At 69.7% G+C, this 26,671-nt stretch carries 22 protein-coding genes; 2 read left to right on the plus strand and 20 right to left on the minus strand.

Annotated features, from left to right (window positions below):
- Positions 1-115 precede the first annotated feature (115 nt).
- The 9 genes from ASF68_RS02795 to hrcA form a co-directional block, all read right to left on the minus strand.
- The gene (locus ASF68_RS02795) at positions 116-1,387 is read right to left on the minus strand and encodes an esterase family protein (protein WP_162239333.1); all 1,272 of its coding nucleotides are present in this window, start codon (positions 1,385-1,387) and stop codon (positions 116-118) included.
- Positions 1,388-1,515: 128 nt separating this feature from the next.
- Positions 1,516-2,424: a GTPase Era gene (era, locus tag ASF68_RS02800; protein WP_056006509.1), complete on the minus strand. Its 909-nt coding sequence runs from the start codon at positions 2,422-2,424 to the stop codon at positions 1,516-1,518.
- Positions 2,421-3,725: a hemolysin family protein gene (locus ASF68_RS02805; RefSeq protein ID WP_056006513.1), complete on the minus strand. Its 1,305-nt coding sequence runs from the start codon at positions 3,723-3,725 to the stop codon at positions 2,421-2,423. The genes era and ASF68_RS02805 overlap by 4 nt, the downstream gene beginning before the upstream one ends.
- Positions 3,725-4,192 carry an rRNA maturation RNase YbeY gene (ybeY, locus tag ASF68_RS02810; protein ID WP_056006516.1) on the minus strand — a complete coding sequence of 156 codons (468 nt, stop codon included), beginning with the start codon at positions 4,190-4,192 and terminating at the stop codon, positions 3,725-3,727. Before ybeY ends, ASF68_RS02805 begins: the two co-directional genes overlap by 1 nt.
- A complete protein-coding gene (locus tag ASF68_RS02815) occupies positions 4,189-5,202 on the minus strand; it encodes a PhoH family protein (protein ID WP_082498636.1) in 1,014 nt (337 codons plus the stop codon). The genes ybeY and ASF68_RS02815 overlap by 4 nt, the downstream gene beginning before the upstream one ends.
- A gap of 76 nt (positions 5,203-5,278) precedes the next feature.
- Positions 5,279-5,632, minus strand: a complete 354-nt coding sequence (locus tag ASF68_RS02820; protein WP_056006522.1) for an HIT domain-containing protein — start codon at positions 5,630-5,632, stop codon at positions 5,279-5,281.
- 50 nt (positions 5,633-5,682) lie between these two features.
- Positions 5,683-6,420: a 16S rRNA (uracil(1498)-N(3))-methyltransferase gene (locus ASF68_RS02825; protein WP_056006525.1), complete on the minus strand. Its 738-nt coding sequence runs from the start codon at positions 6,418-6,420 to the stop codon at positions 5,683-5,685.
- Between the two features lies 1 nt (position 6,421).
- Positions 6,422-7,543, minus strand: coding sequence for a molecular chaperone DnaJ (gene dnaJ, locus ASF68_RS02830; RefSeq protein ID WP_056006528.1), 1,122 nt, complete (start codon positions 7,541-7,543; stop codon positions 6,422-6,424).
- Positions 7,544-7,597: 54 nt separating this feature from the next.
- Positions 7,598-8,620 (minus strand): heat-inducible transcriptional repressor HrcA, encoded by a 1,023-nt coding sequence (hrcA, locus tag ASF68_RS02835; RefSeq protein WP_056006531.1) that lies wholly within the window; start codon positions 8,618-8,620, stop codon positions 7,598-7,600.
- Positions 8,621-8,835: 215 nt separating this feature from the next.
- Between hrcA and ASF68_RS19150 the strand changes: the two genes are divergently transcribed.
- Entirely contained in the window at positions 8,836-9,393 is a 558-nt protein-coding gene (locus ASF68_RS19150) for a DUF4870 domain-containing protein (RefSeq protein WP_235522547.1), read from the plus strand.
- 111 nt (positions 9,394-9,504) lie between these two features.
- On the opposite strand, the gene hemW is transcribed toward ASF68_RS19150, so the two are convergent.
- Genes hemW through lepA form a run of 3 tightly spaced genes read right to left on the minus strand, consistent with a single transcriptional unit; the run spans position 9,505 to position 13,233 of the window.
- Positions 9,505-10,731: a radical SAM family heme chaperone HemW gene (gene hemW, locus ASF68_RS02845; protein ID WP_056006538.1), complete on the minus strand. Its 1,227-nt coding sequence runs from the start codon at positions 10,729-10,731 to the stop codon at positions 9,505-9,507.
- A 10-nt stretch (positions 10,732-10,741) separates the two neighbouring features.
- Positions 10,742-11,386, minus strand: coding sequence for a DUF1990 family protein (locus ASF68_RS02850; protein WP_056006540.1), 645 nt, complete (start codon positions 11,384-11,386; stop codon positions 10,742-10,744).
- Complete coding sequence (gene lepA, locus ASF68_RS02855) at positions 11,383-13,233, minus strand: translation elongation factor 4 (RefSeq protein WP_056006543.1); 1,851 nt, start codon at positions 13,231-13,233, stop codon at positions 11,383-11,385. Before lepA ends, ASF68_RS02850 begins: the two co-directional genes overlap by 4 nt.
- Positions 13,234-13,452: 219 nt before the next feature.
- Here lepA and rpsT point away from each other — a divergent pair, with 219 nt between their 5' ends.
- Positions 13,453-13,713, plus strand: coding sequence for a 30S ribosomal protein S20 (rpsT, locus tag ASF68_RS02860; protein ID WP_056006546.1), 261 nt, complete (start codon positions 13,453-13,455; stop codon positions 13,711-13,713).
- A gap of 177 nt (positions 13,714-13,890) precedes the next feature.
- Here the strand turns inward: rpsT and holA are convergent, their stop codons facing one another.
- The 8 genes from holA to cydB form a co-directional block, all read right to left on the minus strand.
- Positions 13,891-14,946, minus strand: coding sequence for a DNA polymerase III subunit delta (gene holA, locus ASF68_RS02865; RefSeq protein WP_056006549.1), 1,056 nt, complete (start codon positions 14,944-14,946; stop codon positions 13,891-13,893).
- 25 nt (positions 14,947-14,971) lie between these two features.
- Entirely contained in the window at positions 14,972-17,398 is a 2,427-nt protein-coding gene (locus tag ASF68_RS02870) for a ComEC/Rec2 family competence protein (protein WP_157580172.1), read from the minus strand.
- Positions 17,399-17,420: 22 nt separating this feature from the next.
- A complete protein-coding gene (locus tag ASF68_RS02875) occupies positions 17,421-18,119 on the minus strand; it encodes a ComEA family DNA-binding protein (protein WP_157580173.1) in 699 nt (232 codons plus the stop codon).
- Positions 18,120-18,244: 125 nt separating this feature from the next.
- Positions 18,245-20,806 (minus strand): leucine--tRNA ligase, encoded by a 2,562-nt coding sequence (leuS, locus tag ASF68_RS02880; RefSeq protein ID WP_056006556.1) that lies wholly within the window; start codon positions 20,804-20,806, stop codon positions 18,245-18,247.
- A 114-nt stretch (positions 20,807-20,920) separates the two neighbouring features.
- Positions 20,921-22,282, minus strand: a complete 1,362-nt coding sequence (locus ASF68_RS02885) for an anthranilate synthase component I family protein (RefSeq protein ID WP_056006559.1) — start codon at positions 22,280-22,282, stop codon at positions 20,921-20,923.
- A complete protein-coding gene (gene cydC, locus ASF68_RS02890) occupies positions 22,282-23,940 on the minus strand; it encodes a thiol reductant ABC exporter subunit CydC (RefSeq protein ID WP_369796411.1) in 1,659 nt (552 codons plus the stop codon). The genes ASF68_RS02885 and cydC overlap by 1 nt, the downstream gene beginning before the upstream one ends.
- Positions 23,941-23,944: 4 nt before the next feature.
- On the minus strand, positions 23,945-25,651 hold the full coding sequence (gene cydD / locus ASF68_RS02895; protein WP_082498456.1) for a thiol reductant ABC exporter subunit CydD: 1,707 nt from the start codon (positions 25,649-25,651) through the stop codon (positions 23,945-23,947).
- 9 nt (positions 25,652-25,660) lie between these two features.
- A complete protein-coding gene (gene cydB, locus ASF68_RS02900; RefSeq protein WP_056006571.1) occupies positions 25,661-26,665 on the minus strand; it encodes a cytochrome d ubiquinol oxidase subunit II in 1,005 nt (334 codons plus the stop codon).
- Positions 26,666-26,671: the final 6 nt, after the last annotated feature.

Raw genomic sequence — 26,671 nt, forward strand, 5'->3', positions numbered from 1 at the left:
CGAACTCCGCGACGAGGGAGGCCTGGAACTAGGACTCGTCGCGGCAGCTAAGGAGGAGCAGACCGGTGAACACGTCGCCAGCATAGCACTGACCCACGGGTCCGTCCGAGTGCCCTCAGCCGAGGCCGAACCGCGACGCGACCGCCGGCAGCGCCCGTTGGAGGACCGTGTGGACGGTGTGCCAGTCGTGCGCGGTCCCCTGCGACACGAAGGTGGTCGTCCGCATACCGGCGGCGGCTGCGGCCGCCTGGATCCGTTCGACGCCAGGCCCGTAGCGCGCATCGGCGCTGCCGTACCCGAAGATCGCGACGGTGTCCGCGTAGGGGGCCCGCTCGGCCATGATCGCGGACGGGGCGGCTGCGGCATAGGCCGCCTCCGACCCGCCGAACCCCTTCGCGACCGTGGCCGGACCGATGGTGGGGACCACCTCTCCGGAGATGTCGAGGATGCCGCCGAAGCGCCCGGGATGAGCGGCGCCGAGCTGGATGGAACAGGTGCCGCCCTGCGAGAAGCCGGCGATGAACCAGTCCGTCCGAGCGGAGGAGACGGGGAGGTGCGCCGTGATCCACGCCGGGACGTCGACGGTGAGATAGCTCGCCGAGTTCCCGAGCGGGCCGTCGACGCACATCGGGTTGGCGTCCGGTGCCCCGAGCTGGTCCGGCACCACCACGATCGGCGCCAGACCGTGGTGGGATGCCGCGAACCGGTCGAGGAGACCCGCGAATCCGGCCGACGCGAACAGGTCGGCCGGCTGGCCCGGCTGACCGCTGAACGCCTCGATCACGGGCAGCGCCGGCGGGTGGGCGGTCAGCGCCGCGGGCGGCAGGTAGACCAGTGCCTCCCGGTGTCGGAACCCGGACGTCGTGGCCGGGATGTCGACCCGCTCGACGCGGCCGGCGGCGGGGAGGGCGCTCGGAGCACGCCAGTCCGCGGTCGTCCCGTGTGCCGCAGCCACCGAGGTGAACGCCCCGTAGGGACTGATCCCGAGCGCCGCCCGCACGGTCGGGAACTGACCGAAGTCCTGGTTGATCCCGAGGGCACCGATGAGCAGGAACACCGGCACCGCGACGACGGCCGTGACGACGCGCCATGCTCTGGCCCGCGGGATGCTGACGATCGCGAGTGCGGCACCGGAACAGGCGACGGCCGCCCACGCCCGCGTCGTCGGGGTCAACCCGATCCCGAAGACGTCGAGGACGTCACCGAGTACCCAGGCCAGCACATATGCGAAGACGGCCCCGCACACCGCCGCGAGCACCTTGGTGATCACGGAACGGACCGATCGACGGCCGGTGATCAGGATCACGGCGATCAGCGCGGCGACGATCGCCGCCCAGACGAGCAGCACCGGCTGATCCAGCCGGAATCCCAGCAATCCGTCGAACACGTGGACACCCTCTCCCGACCCCGGGATCAGTATGTCCGCGCGCAGCGCGGGACGCCCTGCGCGATCGCTGTCCCACAGCAAGCGCTCAGTCCGCGCTCAACCGTCTGTCAGCTGGCCGACACGGCGGGTCAGAATCCGAGGCGTCCCAACAGTTTCGGATCGCGCTGCCAGTCCTTCGCGACCTTCACGCGGATCGAGAGGAACACCCGTGACCCCACGAGCGGTTCGATGCCGGCCCGGGCGCGGGCGCCGACGTCGCGCAGGCGCGAGCCGCCCTTGCCGATGATGATGGCCTTCTGGCTGTCCCGCTCCACGAACACGTTGGCGTAGATGTCGAGCAGGTCGGTGCCCTCACGCGGGATCATGTCGTCGATGGTCACCGCGAGCGAGTGCGGCAGCTCGTCCTGGACACCCTCGAGGGCGGCCTCACGGATGAGCTCGGACACCCGGTCGACGACGGTCTCGTCGGTCGTCGCCTCCGCGGGGTAGAGGCGCTCCGAGAGCGGCATGAGCTTCGTCACCTCGGTGACCAGGATGTCGAGCTGGTCGTCCGTCACGGCTGACAGCGGGATGACCGCGTCCCAGTCGCGGAGCTCGGAGATCGCGAGCAGCTGCTCGGCGATCGTGGTGCGGCTCGCGGTGTCGGTCTTCGTGACGATCGCGACCTTCTTCGCCCGCGGGAAGCCGTCGAGCGACTCGTTGATGAAGCGGTCGCCGGGACCGAGCTTCTCGTTGGCCGGGATGCAGAAGCCGATCACGTCGACGTCCGAGAGCGTCGACTGCACGAGATCGTTGAGCCGCTGTCCGAGCAGCGTCCGCGGGCGGTGGATGCCCGGGGTGTCGACGACGATGAGCTGACCGTGCTCGCGGTGCACGACGCCGCGGATGGCGCGTCGAGTGGTCTGGGGCTTCGAACTCGTGATCGCGACCTTCTCCCCCACGAGGGCGTTGGTCAACGTGGACTTGCCGACGTTGGGACGCCCGACGAAGGACACGAACCCCGCGCGGAAGTCGGACGGAGGGGTGGTGTCGCTCATGGGTGCTCCCGGTGTTCGGTGGACGCCTGCTGGGCGTCCTGCAGCTGGTCGTCGCGCTGGACGATGACGGTGAGGATGCGTCCCCGCCGCCCCTCGACCCGCTCGGCGGTGAGTTCGAGTCCGTTGGTCGAGACGGTGGATCCGACGACGGGCAGACGTCCGAGCGCCTTGGCCAGCAGACCACCGACGGAGTCGACGTCGTCGTCGTCGAGTTCGAGACCGAACAACTCCCCCAGCTCGTCGACGGCGAGACGGGCGTCGACCCGGAACCGACCGTCGTGGAGGTCGGTGACCTCGGGGGTGTCGGTGTCGTACTCGTCGGAGATGTCGCCGACGAGCTCCTCGATGAGGTCTTCGAGCGTGACGAGACCGGAGATGCCGCCGTACTCGTCGACGACCATCGCGATGTGGTTCGAGTCCTTCTGCATCTGCTGCAGCAGCGAGTCGGCCTTCTTCGACTCCGGGACGAAGCTCGCCGGCCGCAGCAGCGGCTCGATCGATCCGACCTCGGCCGCGCCCTCGCCGCCGAACATGGCCTTCACGAGGTCCTTCAGGTACAGGATGCCGACCAGGTCGTCGATGTCGCCGTCGCTCACCGGTGCCCGCGAGATGCCCGTCTCCAGGAACACCTCGAGCGCCTCACGGACACTGAGGTCGCGTTGCAGGCCGACGAGGTCGGTGCGCGGCACCATCACCTCCCGGACGAGCGTCTCGTTGAACTCGAAGATCGAGTGGATGAGCTCGCGGTCGTCCTCCTCGAGGACCGAGTGCGCCGTCGCCTCGTCGACCATGCTGAGCAGCTGCTCCTCGGAGGTGAAGGAGACCGAGCGTGGGAGGCCGGGAGTGACCCGGTTGCCCAGGGAGACCAGGACGTTGGCGATCGGCCCGAGGACGACCCGGGCGGTGCGGATCGCAGGGGCGCTGAACCGCAGCACCCCGCTGGCGTGGGTCCGCCCGACCCCTCTCGGGCTCGCGCCGACGAGGACGAAGGAGGTGCCCGTCATGATGATGACGGCCAGGACGAGGACCAGCCACAGTTCATCGATCGAGGAGGCGAGCGCGAGCGTCACGAGGACGGCCGCGGTCGTCTCCGCGAGGATCCGGATGAAGTTGATGGCGTTGACGTGCGCGCCGGGGTCCGCGGCGATCGCCCGGAGCGCCGACGCCGAGCGCGCGCCCTCGGCGAGGTCGAGGATGTCGGCGCCCGATTGCACGCCGATCGCCGCGTCGGCCGCGGCCATGAGACCGGCGAAGGCGACGAGGAGGAACGCGACGATGACGAAGACGGCGACGAGGGACATCAGCTGGTGCGTCGTCTCTCCTGCAGCGCGAAGGCGAGGAGGATGTCGCGCTGGATGCCGAACATCTCCTTCTCCTCGTCGGGCTCGGCGTGGTCGTAGCCGAGCAGGTGCAGGACGCCGTGGCAGGTCAGGAGCTGGAGCTCCTCCATCGTGGAGTGCTTCGCGGCGGTCGCCTGCGTCTCGGCGACCTGCGGGCAGAGGACGATGTCGCCCAGGAGTCCGGGTGGTGTCGGGTTCTCCTCCGTCCCAGGGCGCAGCTCGTCCATGGGGAAGCTCAGGACGTCCGTCGGGCCGGGCTCGTCCATCCACTGGACGTGCAGCTGTTCCATGGCGCCCTCGTCGACGAGGACGATGGCGAGCTCGGCGTCGGGGCTGACATGCATGGCGTCGAGCGCGAAGGACGCGAGTGCGAGGATCCGCGACTCGTCGACCGCCACGCCTGATTCGTTGTTGATCTCGATGGTCATGAGCGTCCTCGTTTCGGCTGGTGGTCTCGCGCTGACCCACGACGCTCCGCGCGGTTGGCGAACTCGGCCGCCTGCTCGCGTTCGAAGCGCTGTGCCTGGCGGACGGCGTCGTACTCGCCGTACGCGTCGACGATGCGACCGACGAGCGTGTGACGGACGACGTCGTCGCTTGTCAGGTTGGCGAAGTGGATGTCGTCGATGTCCTTCAGGACCCGGGTGACGAGACGGAGTCCCGATGCACCCGTCGGGAGGTCGATCTGCGTGACGTCGCCGGTGACGACGATCTTGGAACCGAACCCGAGCCGCGTGAGGAACATCTTCATCTGCTCCGGCGTGGTGTTCTGCGCCTCGTCGAGGACGATGAAGGAGTCGTTCAGGGTGCGTCCGCGCATGTAGGCGAGCGGAGCGACCTCGATCGTGCCGGCTGCGAGCAGCTTCGGGACGATCTCGGGATCCATCATCTCGTTGAGCGCGTCGTAGAGCGGACGGAGGTACGGGTCGATCTTGTCCGTGAGGGTGCCGGGCAGGTAACCGAGCCGTTCGCCGGCTTCGACCGCCGGGCGCGTCAGGATGATCCGGTTGACCTCCTTGCGCTGGAGCGCCTGGACCGCCTTCGCCATGGCGAGGTACGTCTTGCCGGTGCCGGCCGGACCGATGCCGAAGACGATCGTGTTCTCGTCGATGGCGTCCACATAGGCTCGCTGACCGACGGTCTTCGGTTTGATCGTCTTGCCACGGGAGGTCAGGATCACCTGGCCGAGGACCTCGGACGGCGAGGCCGTGCCGTCCTGGCCGAGGATCCGGGCCGAGGTGCTGACCTCCGCCGGGCCAGGGTCGTGTCCTTCTCGGACCATGGTGATGAGTTCCTCTACGAGTCGTCTGGCCGCATCGGCTTGCGCCGAGGGGCCGGTGATGGTGATCTCGTTCCCGCGCACGTGCACGGAGACGCCGGGGTGTTCGCGCTCGACGGTGGTGAGCAGGCGATCCTGCGGCCCGAGCAGCCGGACCATCGCGATGCCGTCGACCTGGAGCACATGCTCCACGTCCTCCTCCCGTCGACCGGCGGGGACGTCAGGGGTCGTTGCTTCAGGCTCCGCCAAGGGAGCCCTCCTGGAGGGAACCGCCGAGGACGTGCGCGTGCACGTGGAAGACCGTCTGGCCCGCGGTCTCACCGGTGTTGAAGACCAAGCGGAAGTCGCCGCCCGTGTGTTCCTGTGCGAGCGACGACGCGACCTCGACCATCTCGGCGAGCAGCGAGGGGTCGCCGGCCGCCAGTGCCACGACATCGCGGTATTCGGCGGTCTTCGGCACGACCAGCAGGTGCACTGGCGCCTGGGGGTTGATGTCGGCGAAGGCGATCACCCGATCGGTCTCGGCGAGGAGGGTCGTCGGGATCTCCCCGGACACGATGCGGCTGAAAACGGACGGTGCTTCACTCATGCCCACCAGTCTAAGGTTCGCAGCGGCGTCCTGCGCGGGCTGGACCCGGGTCACCAGCGGCCGAGCAGCACGTTCACCGCTGCGATCGCCGCCGGCCCCGCCGTCGAGGTGCGCAGCACACCCGAGCCGATCCGCACGGCGACCGCGCCGGCGTCGACGAGTCGCTCGAGCTCGGCGGGCGAGATCCCGCCCTCGGGGCCGACGACGAGCACCACCTCGTCGGTGTCGAAGGTCGACGGGTCGAGGTCCGTCAGGCTGAGCGCGGCCGTGGGCTCCAGGACGAGTACGGTCCGTCCGTCGGCATGGGCGGCGAGGCCACGCGCGTCGACGACCTCGGACACCTCGGGCACCCGGGCGCGGATCGACTGCTTGGCCGCCTCGCGCACGATCAGCTGCCAGCGGGCTCGGCCCTTGCTCGCCTTCTCGCCCTGCCAGCGGGAGATGCTGCGCTCAGCACCCCAAGGGATGATCCGGTCGACCCCGAGCTCGGTCGCCGCCTGGATGGCGAGTTCGTCGCGATCGCCCTTGGCCAGCGCCTGCACGAGCACGAGTGCCGGACGGTTCTCCGGATGCACGACCACCGACTCGACGCGCATCTCGAGCTCGCCCGGTTCGCTCCGGACGACGGTTCCCGTGGCGATCAGTCCGCGACCGTTGCCGATCGACGTGGTCTCCCCCACCCGCAATCGGCTGACCGACACGGCGTGCTTCGCCTCCGGCCCCCGGAGGGTGACCGAGTCGCCGACGCCGGTCGATTCGAGGTCCTCGCGGACGTACAGCGAGCTCATCTCAACCGACGCCGTGGAAACGGTCGCGGATCTTCGCGAACAGGCCCTGCTGGAACTGCGCCAGCGCAGGAGGACCCTGACGCCTGCCCGAGGCGAAGCTCTTGATGAGTTCCCGCTCGCGGTGGTCGAGCTTGGTCGGGGTGACGACCTGGACGCCGATCTTGAGATCGCCGCGGCTGTTGCCGCGGAGCCGGGTCACGCCTCGGTCCTTGACCGTGATGACCTCGGAACTCTGGACGCCCGGACGCAGTTCCACCTCGACGTCTCCGTCGAGTGCGTGGACCGTGACGTGGCGCCCGAAGATGGCGTCCGTCATCGGGACCTCCAGCGTGCACAGCAGGTCGTCGCCGTCGCGGCTGAAGACGTCGTGGTGCTTGACCTTCATCTCGAGGTAGAGGTCGCCGTTGGGGCCTCCGGCCGGACCGACCTCGCCGCTCCCGGGCATCTGCAGCCGCAGACCGGTGTCGACACCGGCCGGGATGTCGACCGACACGGTGCGACGGGCGCGAAGGCGTCCCTGCCCCTGGCAGGTGACACACGGGGTCGCGATGATCGTCCCGTAGCCACGGCAGGTGCCGCAGGGTGCCGAGGTCATGACGTTCCCGAGCAGCGAGCGGACGGCGCGCTGGATGGAACCGGTACCGTGGCAGATGTCGCAGGTGACCGGCGAGGTGCCCGGCTGGCAGCACGAGCCGTTGCAGGTGCCGCAGAGCACCGCGGTGTCGACCTCGAGGTCGCGGTGGGTGCCGAAGATGACCTCGTCGAGGTCGAGCTCGACACGGAGGAGGGCGTCCTCGCCGCGCGAGCGACGCGACTTCGGTCCACGCTGCTGTCCGCCACCGCCGAAGAAGGTGTCGAAGATGTCACCGAACCCACTGAAGCCGGCGTCGCCTCCACCGAACCCACCCGCCTGCGGACCCAGGTCGTACTGCTGGCGCTGCTTGGGGTCACTGAGCACGTCGTAGGCGTGCGTGACCTCCTTGAACCGCTCCGAGGCGTCGGATCCCGGGTTGACGTCGGGGTGCAGCTCGCGCGCGAGGCGGCGGTAGGCCTTCTTGATCTCTTCGGGCGTCGCCTCCTTGGCGACGCCGAGGGCTGCGTAGTGGTCGGGGTAGTCAGCCACTGAGGGCCTTTCGTTCGAGGTGCGGAAGGTGTTGGTGGACGCGACGAGGAGGCGTCACTCGGCGTCGAGGATGCGCGAGAGGTATCTGGCGACGGCTCGGACCGCCGCCATGTTGCTCGCGTAGTCCATTCTCGTGGGGCCGAGCACGCCGAGGCGGGCGATTTCGCCACCAGAGGAACGGTAGTTCCCCGCGACGACACTCGTCGTCTCGAGGCCGAACGACGCGTTCTCCCGCCCGATGCTGGCGACGACCCCGTCCCGCTCCGACTCCATCTCGCCGAAGAGCCTGAGGAGGACCACCTGCTGCTCGATCGCGTCGAGCACCGGGTAGATGCTGCCCGGGAAGTCGTCCTCCGTGCGAGCGAGGTTCGCAGCGCCCGCCATCACGAGGCGGTCCTGGCGCTGGGCCGAGAGCTGCTCGCGCACCGCGTCGACGATGCGGACCGCCGAGGACCGGTCGAGTTCGGCGATCGTGTCGGGGACGTCGCCGAGGGCGTCGTGGGCGTCGAGGAGGGGGCGTCCGGCGACCGCCTCGTTGCACGCACCGCGGAGGCGCGCGATGAGGTCGTCGTCGACCGGCCGCTCCGTCTCGATGAGACGCTGCTCCACCCGGCCGTTGTCGAGGATGATGACGGCGAGCACCCGGTTCGGCGTGACGCTCACGAGCTCGAGGTGCCGGACGCGGGCACGGGAGAACATGGGGTACTGGACGAGCGCGACCTGGTTCGTGAGTTGCGACAGGAGCCTCACCGTGCGGTGGAGCACCTCGTCGAGGTCGCCGGATGCGCCGAGGAACGTCTCGATCGCCGTCCGTTGTGCGTTGTTCAGGGGACGCCGGTCGGCGAGGTGGTCGACGAACATGCGGTAGCCCTTGTCCGTCGGGACGCGCCCCGAGGAGGTGTGGGGCGCGGCGATGAGCTCCTCGTCCTCGAGCTGGGCCATGTCGTTGCGGATGGTGGCCGCCGAGACGCCGAAGGAGTGACGATCGACGATCGTCTTCGACCCGACCGGCTCACGCGACGCGACGTAGTCCTGGACGATGACCCGGAGGACCTCGAGACCGCGATCCGACACCATGGCGAACCCCTCTCCTCGTCTCCGCCGAACACCGACCGTCAGCACTCGAACACCCTGACTGCCAATCATATCGCGGCCCACCGGAAGGCATCCCTTGCGCGCCGTGGCGGCCCAGGAATACCGTTGGCGACAGGCGTGGGTCCCGTTTCCGCGACACCTGGTGCGATACGCTCTGCTGGACCAATTGAATATCACTCTCCGTGAAAGGTGCGAAGATGTCCGATCCGAACGCTCAACCGCCCGTCGACCCTGCCAAGGGCGGGTCGGTTCCGCCTGCAGGAGACGGCGCGACGCCCCCGCCCGCAGCTCCTCACCAGCCGCCGGCAGGCTCCTACCCGCCGCCGCCCGCCGGTGGCTACGCGCCGCCGCCGCCCGGTGCCGGTTCCTACCCGCCGCCGCCCGCCGGCGCTCCGCAGTACCAGCAGCCCTACCCCGTCGCGCAGCCCATGAGCCCGTCCGACGAGAAGCTCTGGTCGACCCTCATCCACATCGGTGGGATCTTCTTCGGGTTCATCCCGCCGCTGATCGGCTACCTGGCGCTCAAGGACCGCGGGCCGTTCATCAAGGCCCACACGCTCACCGCGCTCAACTTCCAGTTGACGATGCTGATCGCGCTCGTGGTCGGCTCGATCCTCACGATCGTCGTGGTCGGCATCCTCGTCATCATCGCCGTGTACATCGTCGTGATCGTCTTCAGCATCATCGCCGCGATCAAGGCGAACAAGGGCGAGCTGTACAGCTACCCGCTCACGATCCAGTTCATCAAGGCCTGATCCTCCGAGCCCCACTCGACAGCCCCGTCCGGTCCGCCGGTCGGGGCTGTCGGTCTTCCGGCGGTCTGACGCCGTCCGACGGTCTCCCGGCCGGGACGCGCCCGGACCGCGTCAGTCGCCGACGAGTCGACGGACGACGGCGTCGGCGAGGAGTCGACCGCGTCGCGTGAGCTCGAGGCGGCCGAGGAGCGCCTGCCGCGCATCGACGAGCTCCTCGGCGATGAGCCCCGCGACGGCGGTTCGCGCCTCGGGGGCGAGGGTGCGGATCGGGATGCCGTCGCGCGTCCGGGTGAGCAACAGGATGCGTTCGAGTTCGCGGGTCTCGTCGTCGAGGGTCTCGCGACCGGCGGCGGGCGACTCGTCAGCCGCGATGCGCTGGGCGTAGGCCGCCGGGTGCTTGACGTTCCACCAGCGCACCCCGCCGACGTGGCTGTGGGAGCCGGGACCGACACCCCACCAGTCCTCACCCGTCCAGTAGGACAGGTTGTGCCGGGAGCGGTGAGCGTCGGACGTGGCCCAGTTGCTGACCTCGTACCAGCCGTATCCGGCTGCGGTCAGGAGGTCGTCGGCGAGCTCGTACATGTCGGCCTGCAGATCCTCGTCGGGCGTGCCGACCACGCCGGAACGGATCTGGCGGGCGAGCTTCGTGCCGGGCTCGACGATGAGCGAATAGGCCGACACATGGTCTGGGGCGCAGGCGATGGCGGTCTCGAGTGAGACCCGCCAGTCGGCGAGCGTCTCCCCCGGCGTCCCGTAGATGAGGTCGAGGCTGACGCCGAGACCGGCGTCGCGCGCCCACTGCACCACTAGCGGCACCCGGGCCGGGTCGTGCGTTCGTTCGAGCGTCGCCAGGACGCTCGGCACCGCAGACTGCATGCCGAACGAGACGCGGGTGAAGCCGGCGTCCGCCAGCGTCTGGAGGTACGCGGCGTCGACGGAATCCGGGTTCGCCTCCGTCGTCACCTCGGCGCCGGGCGCGAGGACGAAGGAGTCGGTCACACCACGCAGCATGCGGACCAGGTCGTCCGCCGGCAGCAGGGTCGGGGTGCCTCCCCCGAAGAAGACTGTGGAGACCTCGCGGTCGGGGACGCCGGACGCCTCCAGCACGCCGCGTCCGAAGCGGATCTCGGCCACCGCCTCGTCGGCGTAGTCGGACTGTTTCGCGCCGCGGAGTTCCGTCGACGTGTAGGTGTTGAAGTCGCAGTACCCGCAGCGCACCCGGCAGAACGGCACGTGCAGGTAGACACCGAACGCACGCTCGTGGGCACCGACGGCGGCCGACTCCGGCAGCAGCCCGTCGGACGGCGCCGGATCGGCGAGGGGAAGCGCGCTCGGCACGATCCGTCGCTCAGAGGCCGCGCGACGGCAGGAGTGCGCGCAGGTAGGCGTCGTTCATGGTCTTCCGACGGCGCTTCGAGCCGACGAGCTTCGCGGCGCCCTTCGTCGGGCGGAAGAAGGAGCGCACCACGATCCAGACGGAGTCGTCCTCACGCTGTTCGATCGTGAAGGACTGCTCGCCGCTCTCGGGGTCGCCGTCCATCGTGCCGATGGCCAGGCTGACGTGCCCCGGCTCCTCGGTCACCGAGATGACCCGGTGCGGGCCCGCGAGCGGTTCCCCGCCGACGGCACCCGCGAACACGACCGTCGTTCCCGGCGTGATGAACGGCGTACCGTCCTCGGCGAACCGCTGCTCCTCGTGCGTCTCGATCGGCTCCAGCGGGGTGCCGTCCTCCGCGAAGGCGATGCCGCCGTATTGCACGCCCGTCCCCGGGTGCACGTCGGTGATCTCGACGCCGCTCGCCCGGTGCAGTCCCCAGGTGAGCAGCGCCGTGGTCGCCAGGGCGAACCGTTCCTCCCCGCTGCCGAGTCGGAACTCGTCCTCCGAGGGCACGTAGCCCTCCGGCGGGTACTGCATGAGGTCGCTGCGCTGCGTCGCGCCGACCGCCGCGTAGTCGACGGCCTCGTCCTCGAACGAACTGCGTCGGGCGGTCACTTCTTGTCCTTCGTCTCGACGTCCCCGGAGAGCGCCGCGATGAACGCCTCCTGGGGCACCTCGACCTTGCCGACCATCTTCATGCGCTTCTTGCCCTCCTTCTGCTTCTCGAGGAGCTTCCGCTTGCGGGTGATGTCACCGCCGTAGCACTTGGCCAGGACGTCCTTGCGCATCGCACGGACGGACTCGCGGGCGATGATGCGCGCACCGATCGCCGCCTGGATCGGGACCTCGAACTGCTGCCGAGGGATCAGTTTCTTCAGCCGCTCGGTCATGAGCACGCCGTAGGCATAGGCCTTCTCGCGGTGCACGATGGCACTGAACGCGTCGACCTGATCGCCCTGGAGCAGGATGTCGACCTTCACGAGATCCGCGGCCTGCTGGCCGGAGGGCTCGTAGTCGAGCGAGGCGTAGCCCTGCGTGCGGCTCTTCAGGTGGTCGAAGAAGTCGAAGACGATCTCACCGAGCGGCATCGTGTACCGGAGTTCGACGCGGTCCTCGCCCAGGTACTCCATGCCGAGGAGCGCGCCACGGCGGCTCTGGCAGAGCTCCATGATGGTGCCGACATAGTCCTTCGGCGCGAGGATGCCCACCTTCACCATGGGCTCGGAGACCTCGAGGATCTTGCCCGACGGGAACTCACTCGGGTTCGTGACGGTGACGACCTGCTTGTCCTCGGTCTTCACCTCGTAGGTGACCGACGGGGCCGTGGCGATGAGGTCGAGGTCGAACTCGCGCTGGAGCCGCTCGGTGACGATCTCGAGGTGCAGCAGCCCGAGGAAACCGACGCGGAACCCGAAGCCGAGGGCGACCGAGGTCTCCGGCTCGTAGTTCAGCGAGGCGTCGGAGAGCTTCAATTTGTCGAGCGCGTCGCGCAGGATCGGGTAGTCGCTGCCGTCGATCGGATACAGACCGGAGAACACCATCGGCTTCGGATCCGTGTAGCCGGGCAGGGCGTCCGTCGCCGGCTTGACCGCCGTCGTCACGGTGTCGCCGACCTTCGACTGCCGGACGTCCTTCACGCCGGTGATGAGGTAGCCGACCTCACCGACGCCCAGCCCCTTGGTGGGCGTCGGCTCCGGTGAGCTGACGCCGATCTCGAGGAGGTCGTGTACGGCGCGGGTCGACATCATCTGGATGCGCTCGCGTGGACTCAGCTGGCCGTCGATCATCCGGACGTAGGTCACGACGCCGCGGTAGGTGTCGTAGACGGAGTCGAAGATCATGGCGCGCGTCGGTGCGTCCGGGTCGCCGGTGGGGTTCGGGATGCGGCCGACCACCCGGTCGAGGAGTTCCTCGACGCCCATGCCCGTCTTGCCGGAGACGCGCAACACGTCCTCCGGTCGACCACCGATCAGGCTGGCGAGTTCCTTAGCGTACTTGTCGGGGTCCGCGGCCGGCAGGTCGATCTTGTTGAGCACCGGGATGATCTCGAGATCGTTCTCAAGCGCCAGGTAGAGGTTCGCGAGCGTCTGCGCCTCGATACCCTGCGCGGCGTCGACGAGGAGGATCGCGCCCTCGCAGGCGGCGAGCGATCGGGAGACCTCGTAGGTGAAGTCCACGTGCCCGGGGGTGTCGATCATGTTGAGCGCGAAGGTCTCACCGTTCAACGACCACGGCATCCGGACGGCCTGGCTCTTGATCGTGATGCCACGCTCGCGCTCGATGTCCATGCGGTCGAGGTACTGCGCCCGCATGTCGCGGTCCGACACCACACCCGTGATCTGCAGCATGCGGTCCGCCAGCGTCGACTTGCCGTGGTCGATGTGGGCGATGATGCAGAAGTTCCGGATGAACGCCGGGTCGGTCGATGCCGGCTCGAGGGCCTTCACTGCTTGGGGGCTCACGCGTTCCTCGGGGTCAGGGGTGGAATCGGGCAACCCTCATTGTCCCACGGCGGAGAGCACCCGCGCTGCGGTACCCTGGATTGCCAGAACTCGGCCTGACTGGTAATGTTGCCTGTTGGCTTGCGTGTGAGTTGAGACCACACGAGAACTCGCTTGAAGACGCCCTCTTCCGTCCGACGGCACCGAACATCATTTCCTCGAACCGAAAGTTGACCCAACGTGGCAAACATCAAGTCGCAGATCAAGCGCATCGGCACCAACAAGAAGGCCAACGAGCGCAACAAGGCCGTCAAGAGCCAGCTGAAGACCGCCATCCGCGCCACGCGCGAGGCCGTCGTCGCCGGCGACAAGGCTCAGGCCGAGTCCGCTCTCAAGCTCGCCGCGAAGAAGCTCGACAAGGCCGTGAGCAAGGGCGTCATCCACCAGAACCAGGCAGCGAACCGCAAGTCGGCCATCGCCAAGCAGGTCAACGCGCTCTAAGCGACACCAGCTGCAAGGCCCCGGCGTTCTTCGGAACGTGCGGGGCCTTTCGCGTTGCCGGGCAACCCGCATCGAACCAGCCGCGGCCCATGAAGCCCGCCCCGCTCCCTGAAGCCAGTGCCGGTCCCTGAGCTTGTCGAAGGGCAGCCCGATCGGCGGCGCGTCGAGCGTGACCGGCTACCGCGCGGCCGGATCGACGCCGCGCGCGGCAATGACGCCGACGAGGCGCTCGAGCGCGAACACCGGGTCGCGGGTCGCGCCCTTCACCCCGGCATCGGTCTCGGCGAGCATCTGCACGACACGGCCGATTCCCGCGTCCGTCCACCCGGACAGGTCTCGGCGGGCTCGGTCGACCTGCCAGGGAGCCAGGCCGAACTGCTGTGCGATCTGACCGGAGCCACCGCGGGCCGACGACACCTTGGCCATCGTGCGGATCTTCATCGCGAAGGCGGCCACGATCGGAACGGGGTCGGCGCCGGAGTCGAGCGCCTGACGGAGGGCGAGCAAGGCCTCACCGTGGCGCCCTCCGATCGCGGCGTCGGCCACGTCGAAGGCGCTCGTCTCCACGCGGCCGCCATAGTACTTGTCCACCGTCTGCTCGGTGATCTCCGCCGACGCGTCGGCCATGAGTTGGCTGCACGCCGCGGCGAGCTCGGCGAGGTCGTCGGAGAACGCCCCGACGAGTGCGCGCAACGCCTGTGGAGTGATCCGTCGGCCCGCCGCCTTGAACTCCGCGGCAGCGAAGTCCGCTTTGTCGCTGTCGCGCTTGAGCTCGGTGCAGACGATCTCCACACCGCCTCCGGTCCCGGAACGGATCGCGTCGAGCAGCTTCTTGCCCCGCACGCCGCCGTTGTGCCGCAGCACGAGGTACGCGCCCTCCGGTGGTGCCTCGAGGTAGCGGATGGCCTCGGTGAGGAACTGGTCGGAGCACTTCTCGACCTGACTGACGCGGACGAGCCGCGGCTCGCCGAACAGGGAGGGGCTCGCGACCGTGAGGAGTTCCCCCGGCGCATAACTGTCTGCGGCGACGTCGTTGACCTCGAGCGAGGGGTCCTCGGAGACGAGGAAGTCGCGCAGGCGGCGGATGGCACGTTCGGCCAGGAAGGATTCGGTGCCGGAGACGAGCACGATCGGGGCCGGCCGGATCTCCGACCAACCGAGCTGGGGGATCGCCGCGGAGGCCTTGGCGGCCGTCTTGGCCTTACCGCGACCGGCGGAACGTGGTGCAGCCACAGCGGCTCCTCTCGACCGTCCGAGTCTACCGGCGGCCGCCGACGCCGGTCGGGTCGGCGGCTCCGGCACGTTCCGACCAAACCCGGAACGCCCCGGCCTCCCCCGGCGCGAGCAGGATCGTGCCCGACTCGTCCGTCCGCAGGATCTCGGCGCCGGTGCCCGCGTAGAGGTCCAGGGCGGAACGCGTCGGGTGCCCGTAGCCGTTGTCGGCGCCGACCGACACGAGCGCCACGCTCGCTGCGAGCGAACGCGCCAGGCGCTCGCTCTGATCGGCCGACCCGTGATGGGACACCTTGACGACGTCGATCGCCTGCCCGAGGGTGTGTCGACCGAGGAGTCGGTCCTGTGCCTCGGCACCGAGATCGCCCAGCAGCAGGACCGAGGCGGCCGCGAGGTCGAACCGGACCACCACACTCGCGTCGTTGCCCGGTTCGATGCCGCCGGCAGCGGGATCCGGCCACAGCACCTGCCACGGGGCGCCGGTCTGCGGATCCCCGAGGAGACCTTGGTCGCCGGACGCCGCCTGCCGCACCTCCGCGCCGGCGTCTCGCAGGACCCGCCCGATGCGCTCGTCCGCCGGATCGTCCACCGGCCCGACGAGGGCGTGGTCGACCAGACCGACGACGGCCTCGAGCCCGCCGACGTGGTCGAGGTCGTAGTGCGTGAGGACGAGCAGATCGATCCGGGTGACGCCCAGTCCGTCGAGGCAGGACCGGAGCGGCTCCGGGTCCGGTCCCACGTCGACCAGCGCGGTGGAACCGCCCTGTCGGAGCAGCACGGCGTCGCCTTGTCCGACGTCGCAGGCAGCGATCGTCCAGTCACCTGGGCGGTGCAAGGCGGTGCCGAGACCGACCCCCACCGTTCGACCGCACAACACGACCAGTGACAGCACCACCACCACGGCGATCGCCCTCCTCCATCCGGCCGAAAGCTCGCGCCCGCGCAGGAGGAGGATGGCAATGAGCAGCGTCGGGATCGTGACGAGCACGACGCCCAGGGGCCCCTCCGGCCACGGGACCCGCGCCGCGGGGATCCCCGCGAACCACCGCGCGACCGCGGCGATCCAGCTGGCCGGCACCCACCCGAGCCAGGCGACCGACATCGCGAGTGGCGTCGACACCGGGGCGAGGAGGCAGGCGAGGAGCCCGAGCAACGTGGACGGTGCGGCCGCCGGACCGGCCAGCAGGTTGGCCGGGACACCGCCGAGTTGGATGCTCGGATCCAGCAGGACGAGCATCGGTTGGCAGGCGAGTTGCGCGGCCGCCGGGATCGCGATCAGGGCCGCGATCCGTCGCGGCAACCAGCGGGCGAGGAGGTCCGTGAGTGGGCCGCTGAGCAGCAGGAGCCCGCCGGTCGCGAGCACCGACAGGCCGAACCCGTACTGTCCTGCCAACCAGGGATCGTTCACGAGCAGCACGATCACGGCGAGAGCCAGTGCGGCGAGGCCCCGGAGCGGTCGTCCGAAGCCGCCCATCAGCAGGACGAACGCGGCCATGAGCGCCGCCCGCTGCACGCTCGGCTGCGGCGTGACGAGGACCACGAACGCCGTGAGTGCGAGGAGCGCGCAGCTGATCCTGAGCGCCCGTCCTCCTCCGAGCGCCGCGACCGCTGAGCTGATCAACCAGACGATGACGGCGCAGTTCGCGCCGGACACGGCCGTCAGATGTGACAGGGAACTCTGCTGCATCCAGCCGGTCACCTCGTCGCCGACCTGGCTGACGTCGCCGATGGCGAGACCGGGTAGGAGCTCACCACCCGGCCCAGGAAGCGAGCCGGCGAGCTCGATGAGCCCGGACCGGAGCGACGTCGACCAGCCGAGGGCGGCAGGGGTCTCCTCCAGTCGCGTCGGCGGATCGCGCACGAACACCAACGCGGCGCGCGCATCGCCGGGAGCGTTCCATCGCAACGCTCCCGTGATCCGCCACCGCTCGCCGACCCGCGGGGATCGGTCCGCCTCAGCCGGCGCGAACACGAGGACGGGCACGGAGGACTCCTGCAGCACCCGTCCGTGCGACACCGACACGAGGTCGGCGGCGAACCGGATGGACGACCCCGAGGAGGCGGTACCCGACGGGACCGCGTCAGCGGTCACCACGACCTCGGCGGTCACCCGCGAGGACCCGAGCGCCCGCAAGGCCGCGGGCTGACGATCGGGCGCGTGCGCGGCGACGGAGGCGGTCACGAGGCCGAGCGTCGCCGCGCAACACGCTCCCAGCAGGAGCATCGTCGCCCAGATCTCCCCCTGACCGGCGGCACGTGTCGCCGCGTCGGCTCCACGCCGCTGGATCGACACGGCGCAGACGAGGCAGAGCGTCGCGGTCACGAACGCGACCAGCGCCGTCCCCCATGCCGCGCCGGGCATCCCACAGCAGATCGCGGCCCCGATCCAGGTGACCGCCGCCGGGACGAGCATCCGGGGCCACGTTGACGCGGCGCCGTCGCGTTCACCCACGGGTCAGCGACCGCGGGCCACGTCAGACGGTGGCCGCCGCACGCAACCCCTCCAGCGTCTTCGTCCCGATGCCCTCCACCGCGCTGAGATCGTCGAGCGTCGCGAACGGACCGTTCGCCTCGCGCCAAGCCACGATCCGTTCCGCCAGGGCCTCACCGATACGCGGCAGCGCGGTCAGCTCCGAGGCCGAGGCCGAGTTCACATTGACGAGCTGCCCACCGGACGGGCTCCCGGCGCCTGCACCGTTCACCGCTCCCCCGGTCGGTACCTCACCGATGACGGGCACGTACAGCTGTTCCCCGTCGTTCACGAACCGCGCGAGGTTGACCGCGGTCGTGTCGGCGTCCGGGAGGAGTCCGCCGGCGGACGCCACGGCGTCGAACGCGCGGGAACCACCCGGAAGGCGATAGACCCCGGGAGCGGCGACGGCTCCGAGGACGTGGACGTAAAGCTCACCGGTGGTCGTCGACGGAGCCGTCGCGCCGGCTGAGGACGCGGGCGCCGAGCCGGTGTCGGCCGAGAGCTCCGCGCCGCCGATGGTCCGGACCGCGCCACCAGAACTGAGCGTCGACACGACGATCGCGACCACAAGCGCTGCGATCACCAGGACCACGGCGGCTCCGGCTCGGAACTCGGGCCGCGGCCGTCGTCGGAGGCGGGCAAAGGCCGATGGACGCCCGAACGGCATCTGCGGGGATGCGGGAGCCTGATCGCTGGTCATCCTCGAACGCTACGAGTCGGGGCGCACCTCCCCCGTCGCTCGTCCTCGCTCCGGGCATGGAGCGCGCCGTCGAGGTCCCTGTGGAGCGGGCTCGGGGCGAGCCGAGAGACCCGCCCCGAACCGCGTCAGCCCTTCGTGGCGATGCTCACCACGCGCGGGGCACGGACCACGACGTTGACGATCTCGCGGTCACCCACGGAACGTTGCACGGCAGCGCTGGCGCGAGCGAGCTGCTCGAGCTCCTCGCCGGAGATCTTCGGCGACACCTCGAGCCGGTCGCGGACCTTGCCGTCGACCTGGACGACAGCCGTCACCTGATCCTCGACGAGCAGCGACCGGTCGGCCTTCCGCCACGGCACCAGCGAGATCGACGGCTGGTAGCCGAGCTTGGCCCACATGTCCTCGGCCGTGAACGGCGCGAACAGGTCGAGCGCCATGGCGGTCACCTCTGCGGATTCGCGCACGGCAGGGTCGCCGGCACCGGGGCCACCGTCGATCGCCTTGCGGGTCGCGTTGACGAGCTCCATGAGCCGCGCGACGACGACGTTGAACTTGCCCGCTTCGATGAGCCCGGGAGCCTCGGCCAGGAAGTGGTGCGTCAGCTTGCGCAGCTTCTCGTCGCCGTCCTTCCAGGCGACGTCGGGCGAGCTGGTGACGTCGTGCGCCACGCGCCAGGCACGTGCCAGGAACTTCGCCGATCCCGCCGGCGAGACGTCGGCCCAGTCGATGTCGTCCTCCGGAGGTCCGGCGAACGCCATCGTGACACGCAGTGCGTCGGCTCCGTAGGACCGCAGCTCCTGCGCGAACTCCACGAGGTTGCCCTTGCTCTTGCTCATCTTGGAGCCGTCGAGGATGACCATGCCCTGGTTGAGCAGGGCGCTGAACGGCTCGGTGAAGCCCACCTTGCCGAGGTCGAAGAGGACCTTCGTGATGAATCGTGAGTACAGCAGGTGGAGGATGGCGTGCTCGACGCCGCCGACGTACTGGTCGACCGGAGCCCACTTGTCGGCCTCCTTCGGGTCGAACGCGATCTCGTCCGAGGTCGGGTTCAGGAACCGCAGGAAGTACCAGGAGCTGTCGACGAAGGTGTCCATCGTGTCGGAGTCCCGCTTCGCAGGCTTCCCGCACGACGGGCAGTCCACGTTGATCCAGTCCTCAGCCGCGGCCAGCGGGCTCATGCCCTTCGGACGCAGGTCGAGCCCGGCGGCATCCGGCAGACGCACCGGCAGCTGGTCCTCGGGCACCGGCACCTCACCGCAGGCCTCGCAGTGGATGATCGGGATCGGCGTCCCCCAGTAGCGCTGCCGGGAGATCAACCAGTCGCGCAGACGGTAGTTCTTCGTCTTCGCTCCGAGACCGCTCGACGCGAGCGCGGCCGTCACCTTCGGGATGGCGTTCGACTTGCTCAGACCGTCGAAGGGGCCGGAGTTCGTCAGGCGTCCCTCGCCGGTGAGCGCGACACCCGTCTTCGCGGGATCGATCGACGGCAGGTCCTCGGGCAGTTCGCCGTCGACGATGATCGGGATGGCACCCGTCACGGGCTGGGTGGTGTCGACCACGACGCGCACGGGCAGGTCGAAGGCTCGGGCGAAGTCGAGGTCGCGCTGGTCGTGCGCGGGAACCGCCATGATCGCGCCGTGCCCGTAGTCGGCGAGGACGTAGTCGGCGGCCCAGATCGGCAGACGCTCCCCGCTCAGCGGGTTGACGGCGTACCGCTCGAGGAAGACGCCGGTCTTCTGCCGGTCGGTCGCGAGACGCGCGATCTCGCTCTCACCCTTGACGCTGTCGAGGTAGGACTGGAACCGTCCCTTGACCTCGTCGGAGGCGTCGGCGACCAGCTCGGCGGCCAGCTCCGAGTCGGGCGCGACGACCATGAACGTCACGCCGTACAGGGTGTCGGGACGCGTGGTGTACACGGACACCGGCTCGTCGCGGCCTTCGATGCTGAACGCGACGTCGGCACCGTTCGAACGACCGATCCAGTTCCGCTGCATGCTGAGGACCTTGGACGGCCAGGTGCCCTCGAGCTGGTTGAGGTCGTCGATCAGGCGGTCGGCGTAGTCGGTGATGCGGAAGTACCACTGGGTGAGCTTCTTCTTCGTCACCTCGGCGCCGCAGCGCTCGCAGTGACCGTCGACGACCTGCTCGTTCGCGAGCACGGTCTGGTCGTTCGGGCACCAGTTGACGGGGCTCGCCTTGCGGTACGCGAGGCCCTTCTCGAACAGCTGGAGGAACAGCCACTGGTTCCAGCGGTAGTACTCGGGGTCGCTGGTGTGCAGCTCACGGTCCCAGTCGAACGACGGGCCGTACTGGCGGAAACTCGCCTTCTGCTGGGCGATGTTCGCGTACGTCCACTCGCGCGGGTCGACGCCGCGCTGGATCGCCGCGTTCTCGGCGGGGAGGCCGAAGGAGTCCCAACCGATCGGGTGCAGCACGTTGAATCCCTGGTGGCGCCAGTAACGCGCCACGATGTCGCCGAAGCCGAAGGCCTCCGCATGACCCATGTGGAGGTCGCCGGAGGGGTAGGGGAACATGTCGAGGACGTACTTCCGGGGACGCTTGTCGGCCGGATCGGCGGTGGCGAAAGGCTTCAGCTCGTCCCAGACGGGAAGCCACTTCTCCTGGATCGCCTGGAAGTCGTACCGCTCGCCGTCGCGGCGGTCCTCGGTGTTGCGCTCGTCTGACACGTCACTCTCAATCACTGCAGGTGCTGGGGTGGAACCCGTGGGTTGCTCGCACGGCGGTCGGCCGCAGGATGGGCGGGTTGGAGCGCACGCCGGCGCTCCGTCCAACGGTCAAGCCTACCGGGATTCCGGCTCCGGCCGTCCGACGCCGAGGGCCCTCAGCGGAGCAGCCGCCTTGGTCCAGGTCTCCTCCAGCTCCTCCTCGGGGACGGAGAGCGCCGTGATGCCGCCACCCGTGCCGATCGAAGCGCCGTCCGGATCGATGACGATGGAGCGGATGACCATCGCGAGATCCATCGATCCGTCCGCCGACAGCAGCCCGAAGGCCCCCGCGTACACGCCACGTGGTCCCGCCTCGAGGTCGTGGAGCAGTTCCATGGCCCGCCGCTTGGGCGCGCCCGTCATGGAGCCGGCCGGGAACGCGGCCTCAACGACGTCGAGCGCGTCGAGCCCCGATCGGAGTCGACCCTCGACGGTGCTCACCAGCTGATGCACCTGCGGGTAGCTCTCCACCTGGTGGAGGGCGGTGACCGCGACCGAGCCGAGCTCGCACACCCGTGAGAGGTCGTTGCGCATCAGGTCGACGATCATGAGGTTCTCCGCCCGTTCCTTCGGACTGGCGAGCAGCTCCGCGCGTTGCCGCGCGTCGTCCACCGGGTCCGCGCCGCGCGGACGTGTCCCCTTGATCGGTCTGGTCCGCACCCGGCCGCCCGCGGAGACCTCGAGGAACTGCTCCGGCGAGGAACTCGCGAGGGACAGCTGCCCGAAGCGGAGGAGACCGCCGTGGTGGGTCGGGCTCATCGCCCGGAGACGGAGGTAGGTGGCGAGCGGATCGTGGACGCCGTCGACCCGGAGGGTGTTGGTCAGGCAGAGCTGGTAGGCGTCGCCACGCCTGATGTGCTCCTGGCAGGCCCCGACGAGCCGGACGTACGCCGGGTCCGCGTGGCGCGGCATGCAGACCCCGCCGGCCGTGGGCGCCAGCGGCGGCAGCGGCGACCGGTCCTGCACGCGCTCAGCTGCCCACGCGAGCCAAGCGGGATCGGCCGACGAGATGGTCACCGTCCGCGCAGCGTGGTCGAACCGCACCTGGTCGTCGAGGCGCATCATCGACGCGGCGGGGACGGAGGTCTCGCGAGCCGGAGCGCCGACGAGTCCGGCCCCGAACTCGTAGCCGAACCACCCCACCCAATCACCCGGATCCTCTGGCGCGTCTGCACGGAGCGCGCGGAGGGACTCCAGCAGCGACCCCCGACGGACGGTCGAGTCTGACGCGACGCTCACGTGTTCCACCGTGCCGAGGACCGCATCGGCGACGAGCCGCTCCGCGCCTCGCCCCATCAGGCTGACGCCGGTCTCCGCCCCCGGCCCGGAGTCCAACCAGCACGCCCACGGTTCGTCGACGAACACCCGACGGAAGACGTCCTCCGGCTCAGACCAGCTCGGCAGCACGAGCTGTCGTCGCTCCCGAGGCGTCGGCATCACCGGAACGTCGCCAGCGGCGGGGCGACGATCCGGAGTCGGGCGGTCACCAGCGCTGCCGGTACCGGGGTGTGGGAGATCACGACGACGGCACGGCCGTCCGAACCCGCGGCGCCGAGCAGGTCCTCCAGGAGCGCGTTCGCCCGTTCGGGATCGACGTTGGCCGTCGGCTCGTCGAGGACGAGCACGGGGAACTCGCGGAGGAGCGCCCGAGCAAGGGCGATCCGTTGCGCCTGTCCCCCGGACACGAGGGCCCCGTGTTCCCCGACCGGCCGGTCGAGTCCGCCGCGCTCCGCCAGCCAGGACGAGAGCCCGACCCGCTCCAACACCGACTCGAGGGCTGCGTCGTCCGCCGTGTCACGGGCGAAGAGTAGGTTCTGACGGATGTCCGCGTCGAACAGGAACGGTCGTTGTTCGACGAGACCGACCGTCTCACGGAGTGTGTCCGCGCGGATCTCGCGGGCCTCCACCCCTCTGACGCGATACCGGCCCTCGTACTCGAGGAAGCGGACGAGCACGTGAGCGAGCGTGGTCTTCCCCGCGCCGCTGTCGCCCTCGACGAGGAGGCGATCCCCCGCCGACAGACGGAAGCTGATCGGTGCAAGAGCGGGCCGCGCATCGCCCGGCCAGCGCGCGCTCAGGTGCTCGACCTCGAGCAGGACCCCGTCGGACGCCGGTAGCTCGGCGATGCCGGCGTCCTCGTCCGGGATCTCCTCGGGACGGGTGCTCGGGACCGCCTCGGCGACCCGTTCAGCGCTGGCTACCGCCTCGCGCCAGGCGCCGAAGGCGAGCGGCACCATCGAACAGACCTCGAAGACGGCGAGTGGAACGAGCACGACCACCGTGAGCGCGGGTCCGCCGATCGAGCCGAGGGCCGGCATACCCGCCCACAGGGCCGCGACGACGGCTGAGCCCGAGGCGAGCGCAAGCACGGCCCCGGCAACACCGGCTCCGGCCGCCCGCCGGACCATCGCGCGCGTCAGCGCAGCGTCCGCCCGCTCGATCCTGGCCCGTGCGGCCCCCACGGCACCGTACGCCGTCAACACGTCCAATCCGGTGACGAGTTCCAGGAGCGCTTCCGACAGCGCGCCGCGCAGTGGGGCCAGGTCGCGTTCGGCTCGCGCGGCCACGCGACTGACCAGCAGCCAGGACACGAGGAACGCGACGATGAGGCACACCGCCAAGGCGATCCCCGCTGCCGGAAGCAGCGCGGTCGTCAGGATGACCGCGGCACCGGCGATGACGCCCGACACCACCAGCGGCTGGACGACGCGCAACGGCACGTTCTGCAGCTCGTCGACGTCGGTCACGAGTCGTGTGAGCAGATCCCCTCGCCCGGTGAGCTGCAGGCCGTCCGGGGCCACGGGGATGACCCGCTCGATCATGCCGGCGCGCAACTGCGACAACTGGCGGAAGGCCGCGTCGTGGCTGAGCAGTCGTTCGAGGTACCGGAACGACGCCCTGGCAAGGGCGAACGCACGGACGCCGACGACAGCGACGCCGAGCTCGACGATCGACGGTTGCTCGGCGGCCTTGGTGATCAGGAACGCGCTGGAGGCGAGGAGGGCCACGGCTGCTCCGGCGGAGAGGATGCCGGCGAGGAGCCCTGGGAGGAAGCGTCGCACCGGCGGTTGCGCCAGGCGGATGATCTGCTTCACGCGCTCATCCATGGAGCACCGCCGGCTCATCGTGGGCACGCGAGGCACGCACGGGGATCTCCAGCACGGCATCGGCGCGTTCGCTGATCATGGGGCGGTGCGTGATGACGATGACCACTGCTCCGGCGTGGGCGGCCTCACGCGCGGCGTCGATCACGAGCGCCTCGGACGCGGAGTCGAGGGCCGAACTCGGCTCGTCGAGGAGCAGGACGGGCGTCCCGGCGGCGGCGGGGGTGCGCGCCAGGCGGTACAACGCCCGCGCGATCGCGATCCGCTGCGCCTGCCCACCGCTGACCCCGTCGCCGACCGCACCGATCGGGTGCTCGAGCGGAAGTGTGGACAGTCCGACCCTCGAGAGCGATCGGGCGACGAGCGCGTCGTCGGGCGTCTCGTCGCCGAGTGCCACGTTGCCGCCGACGGTCCCCGCGATGAGGGCGGGACGTTGGCCTGCCCACGACAACCAAGGTCGGTCTGCGGACGTGGGCGACACCTCGACGCCGTCATGCCGGATCGTTCCACCGGTCTCGACGAAGCCGAGGATCGCGGAGGCCATACTCGTCTTCCCCGCACCGCTGGGCCCGACGACCGCGGTCATCGTCCCGGCGGGGAACGAGGCGTCGAGTGCATCGAGCACCACCTGGTCGCCGTACCGGACGTCCAGCCCATGGAGCAGCAGGCCCGGTGCCGACTGCGTCCGGTGACCCGCCGTCGACACCGACCGTGCGGACGCGCCCGGGGTGGCCTGCTCGGACAGCGCCGCCGCCTCGTCGAGGATCTCGAAGACCTCTTCGGCCGCGGTAACCCCCTCCGCCGCGGCATGGTAGTTCGCGCCGACGTTCCGCAGCGGCAGGAAGGCCTCCGGGGCGAGGATGAGGACGAAGAGCCCGGTGCCGAGGAGCAGCGAGCCGTCGAGGAGCCTGAGCCCGATGCCGACGGCCACCACGGCGACCGCGAGACTCGAGAGGAGTTCGAGGGCGAACCCGCTCATGAACGAGAACCGCAGCACCTTCATGGTCTCGACGCGGTACTCCTCCGTCACCGACCGGACCCGCGCCACCTGTCGATGCTGCCGGCCAAAGAGCTTCAGGGTCGCCATGCCCGCGACGAGTTCGAGGAATCCGCGCGACAGGTGCGCCAGGGTGTCCCACTGGCGTCGTTGCACCGTCTGCGTCGCGAACCCGATGAGGATCATGAAGACGGGGATGAGGGGCAGGGTCACGACGACCGTGATCCCGCTGATCGGATCCTGCAGGAAGATGACCGCTGCGATGATCGGCATCGCGATGGCAGTGAGGATGAGTTGCGGCACGTACCGGCCGAAGTACGCGTCCAGCGCGTCCAAGCCACGGCCCGACACCGTGGTGAGCGCCGCTGAGCTCCGCCGGGAGACCCAGCCGGGACCGAGCGCCTCGAATGCTCCGACGAGCGCGCGCCGCAACTCGCTCCGGACCACGGCGGAGCCGCGGGCGTTCACGGCGTCCGCCGCCAGGACCGCTGCCGAACGGAGGACCACGATGCCGGTCAGCAGCCACAGCGACGGCAGCAGCTCGTCGATCGGATCGCCGGCGATCGAGCGGGACACCAGCTGCGCGACGAACCAGGCGAAGCCGAGCGTGCATGCGGTCTGCACCAGGGCGATGACCGCGCCGAGGGCCAGGACCGACCTGGCTCCCCGGGCATAGCGGAGCAGTCGCGGATCGAGGGGGCGCACGATGACAGGTTAGTGCGCGGCCGCTTCGATGTGCTGACGGGTGATGCGCTTCCGGAACACCCAGTAGGTCCACCCCTGATAGGCGAGGATGAGCGGGAGGAAGATCAGGGCCGTCCAGGACATCACCGTGAGCGTGTACTCCGTGGAGGACGCGTTCGCGATCGTCAGGCTGTTCGCGGGGTCGTTGCTCGCCGGCATGACGGCGGGGAACAGCGCGGTGAACAGGGTCAGCACCGCGGCGGCGACCGTCACCGCCATGAGCGCGAAGGCTCGTCCCTCGAGCCCACGGCTGTTCGCGAACCAGGCGCTGATCAGCGACACCGCGGCGATCGCCGCGAGGATGAGGACCGGCAGCGAGAAGTGCGCGAGGACGGTCCATCCGAGGAACGAGGCGGCCAACACGATGGCGAGGAGGCCCGCACGGCTCGCGAGACGACGGGCGCGTTCACGGATGTCGCCCTCGGTCTTCAGCGAGGCGAAGACGGCCCCGTGTGCGAAGAAGAGCACCAGCGTGGTGAGACCACCGAGGATCCCGTACGGGTTGAGCAGCGTGAAGAGGGTGCCCGTGAAGTTGTGGTCGGCGTCAAGCGGCACGCCCTGGATGATGTTCGCGAACGCGACGCCCCAGAGGAAGGCCGGGAGCGCCGACCCCACGATGATCATGAGGTCGAACCGCCGCTTCCAGGACGCTTCGGGACGCTGGTGCCGGTATTCGAACGACACCCCACGGACGATGAGGGCGAGCAGGATGAACAGCAGCGGGAGGTAGAACCCACTGAACAGGGTCGCGTACCACTCCGGGAAGGCGGCGAACAGGCTCGCGCCGGCGACGATCAGCCAGGTCTCGTTCAGATCCCAGACCGGCCCGATCGTGTTGATGAGCATCCGGCGGTCGGTCTCGTCCTTGCCGAGGAAGGGGATCGTCATTCCGACGCCGAAGTCGAACCCGTCGAGCACGAAGTATCCGACGAACAGGGCGGCGATGATCCAGAACCAGAGAATCGTGAGGTCCATGATGCG

The organism is Plantibacter sp. Leaf314, from assembly GCF_001423185.1.
Taxonomy (GTDB): domain Bacteria; phylum Actinomycetota; class Actinomycetes; order Actinomycetales; family Microbacteriaceae; genus Plantibacter.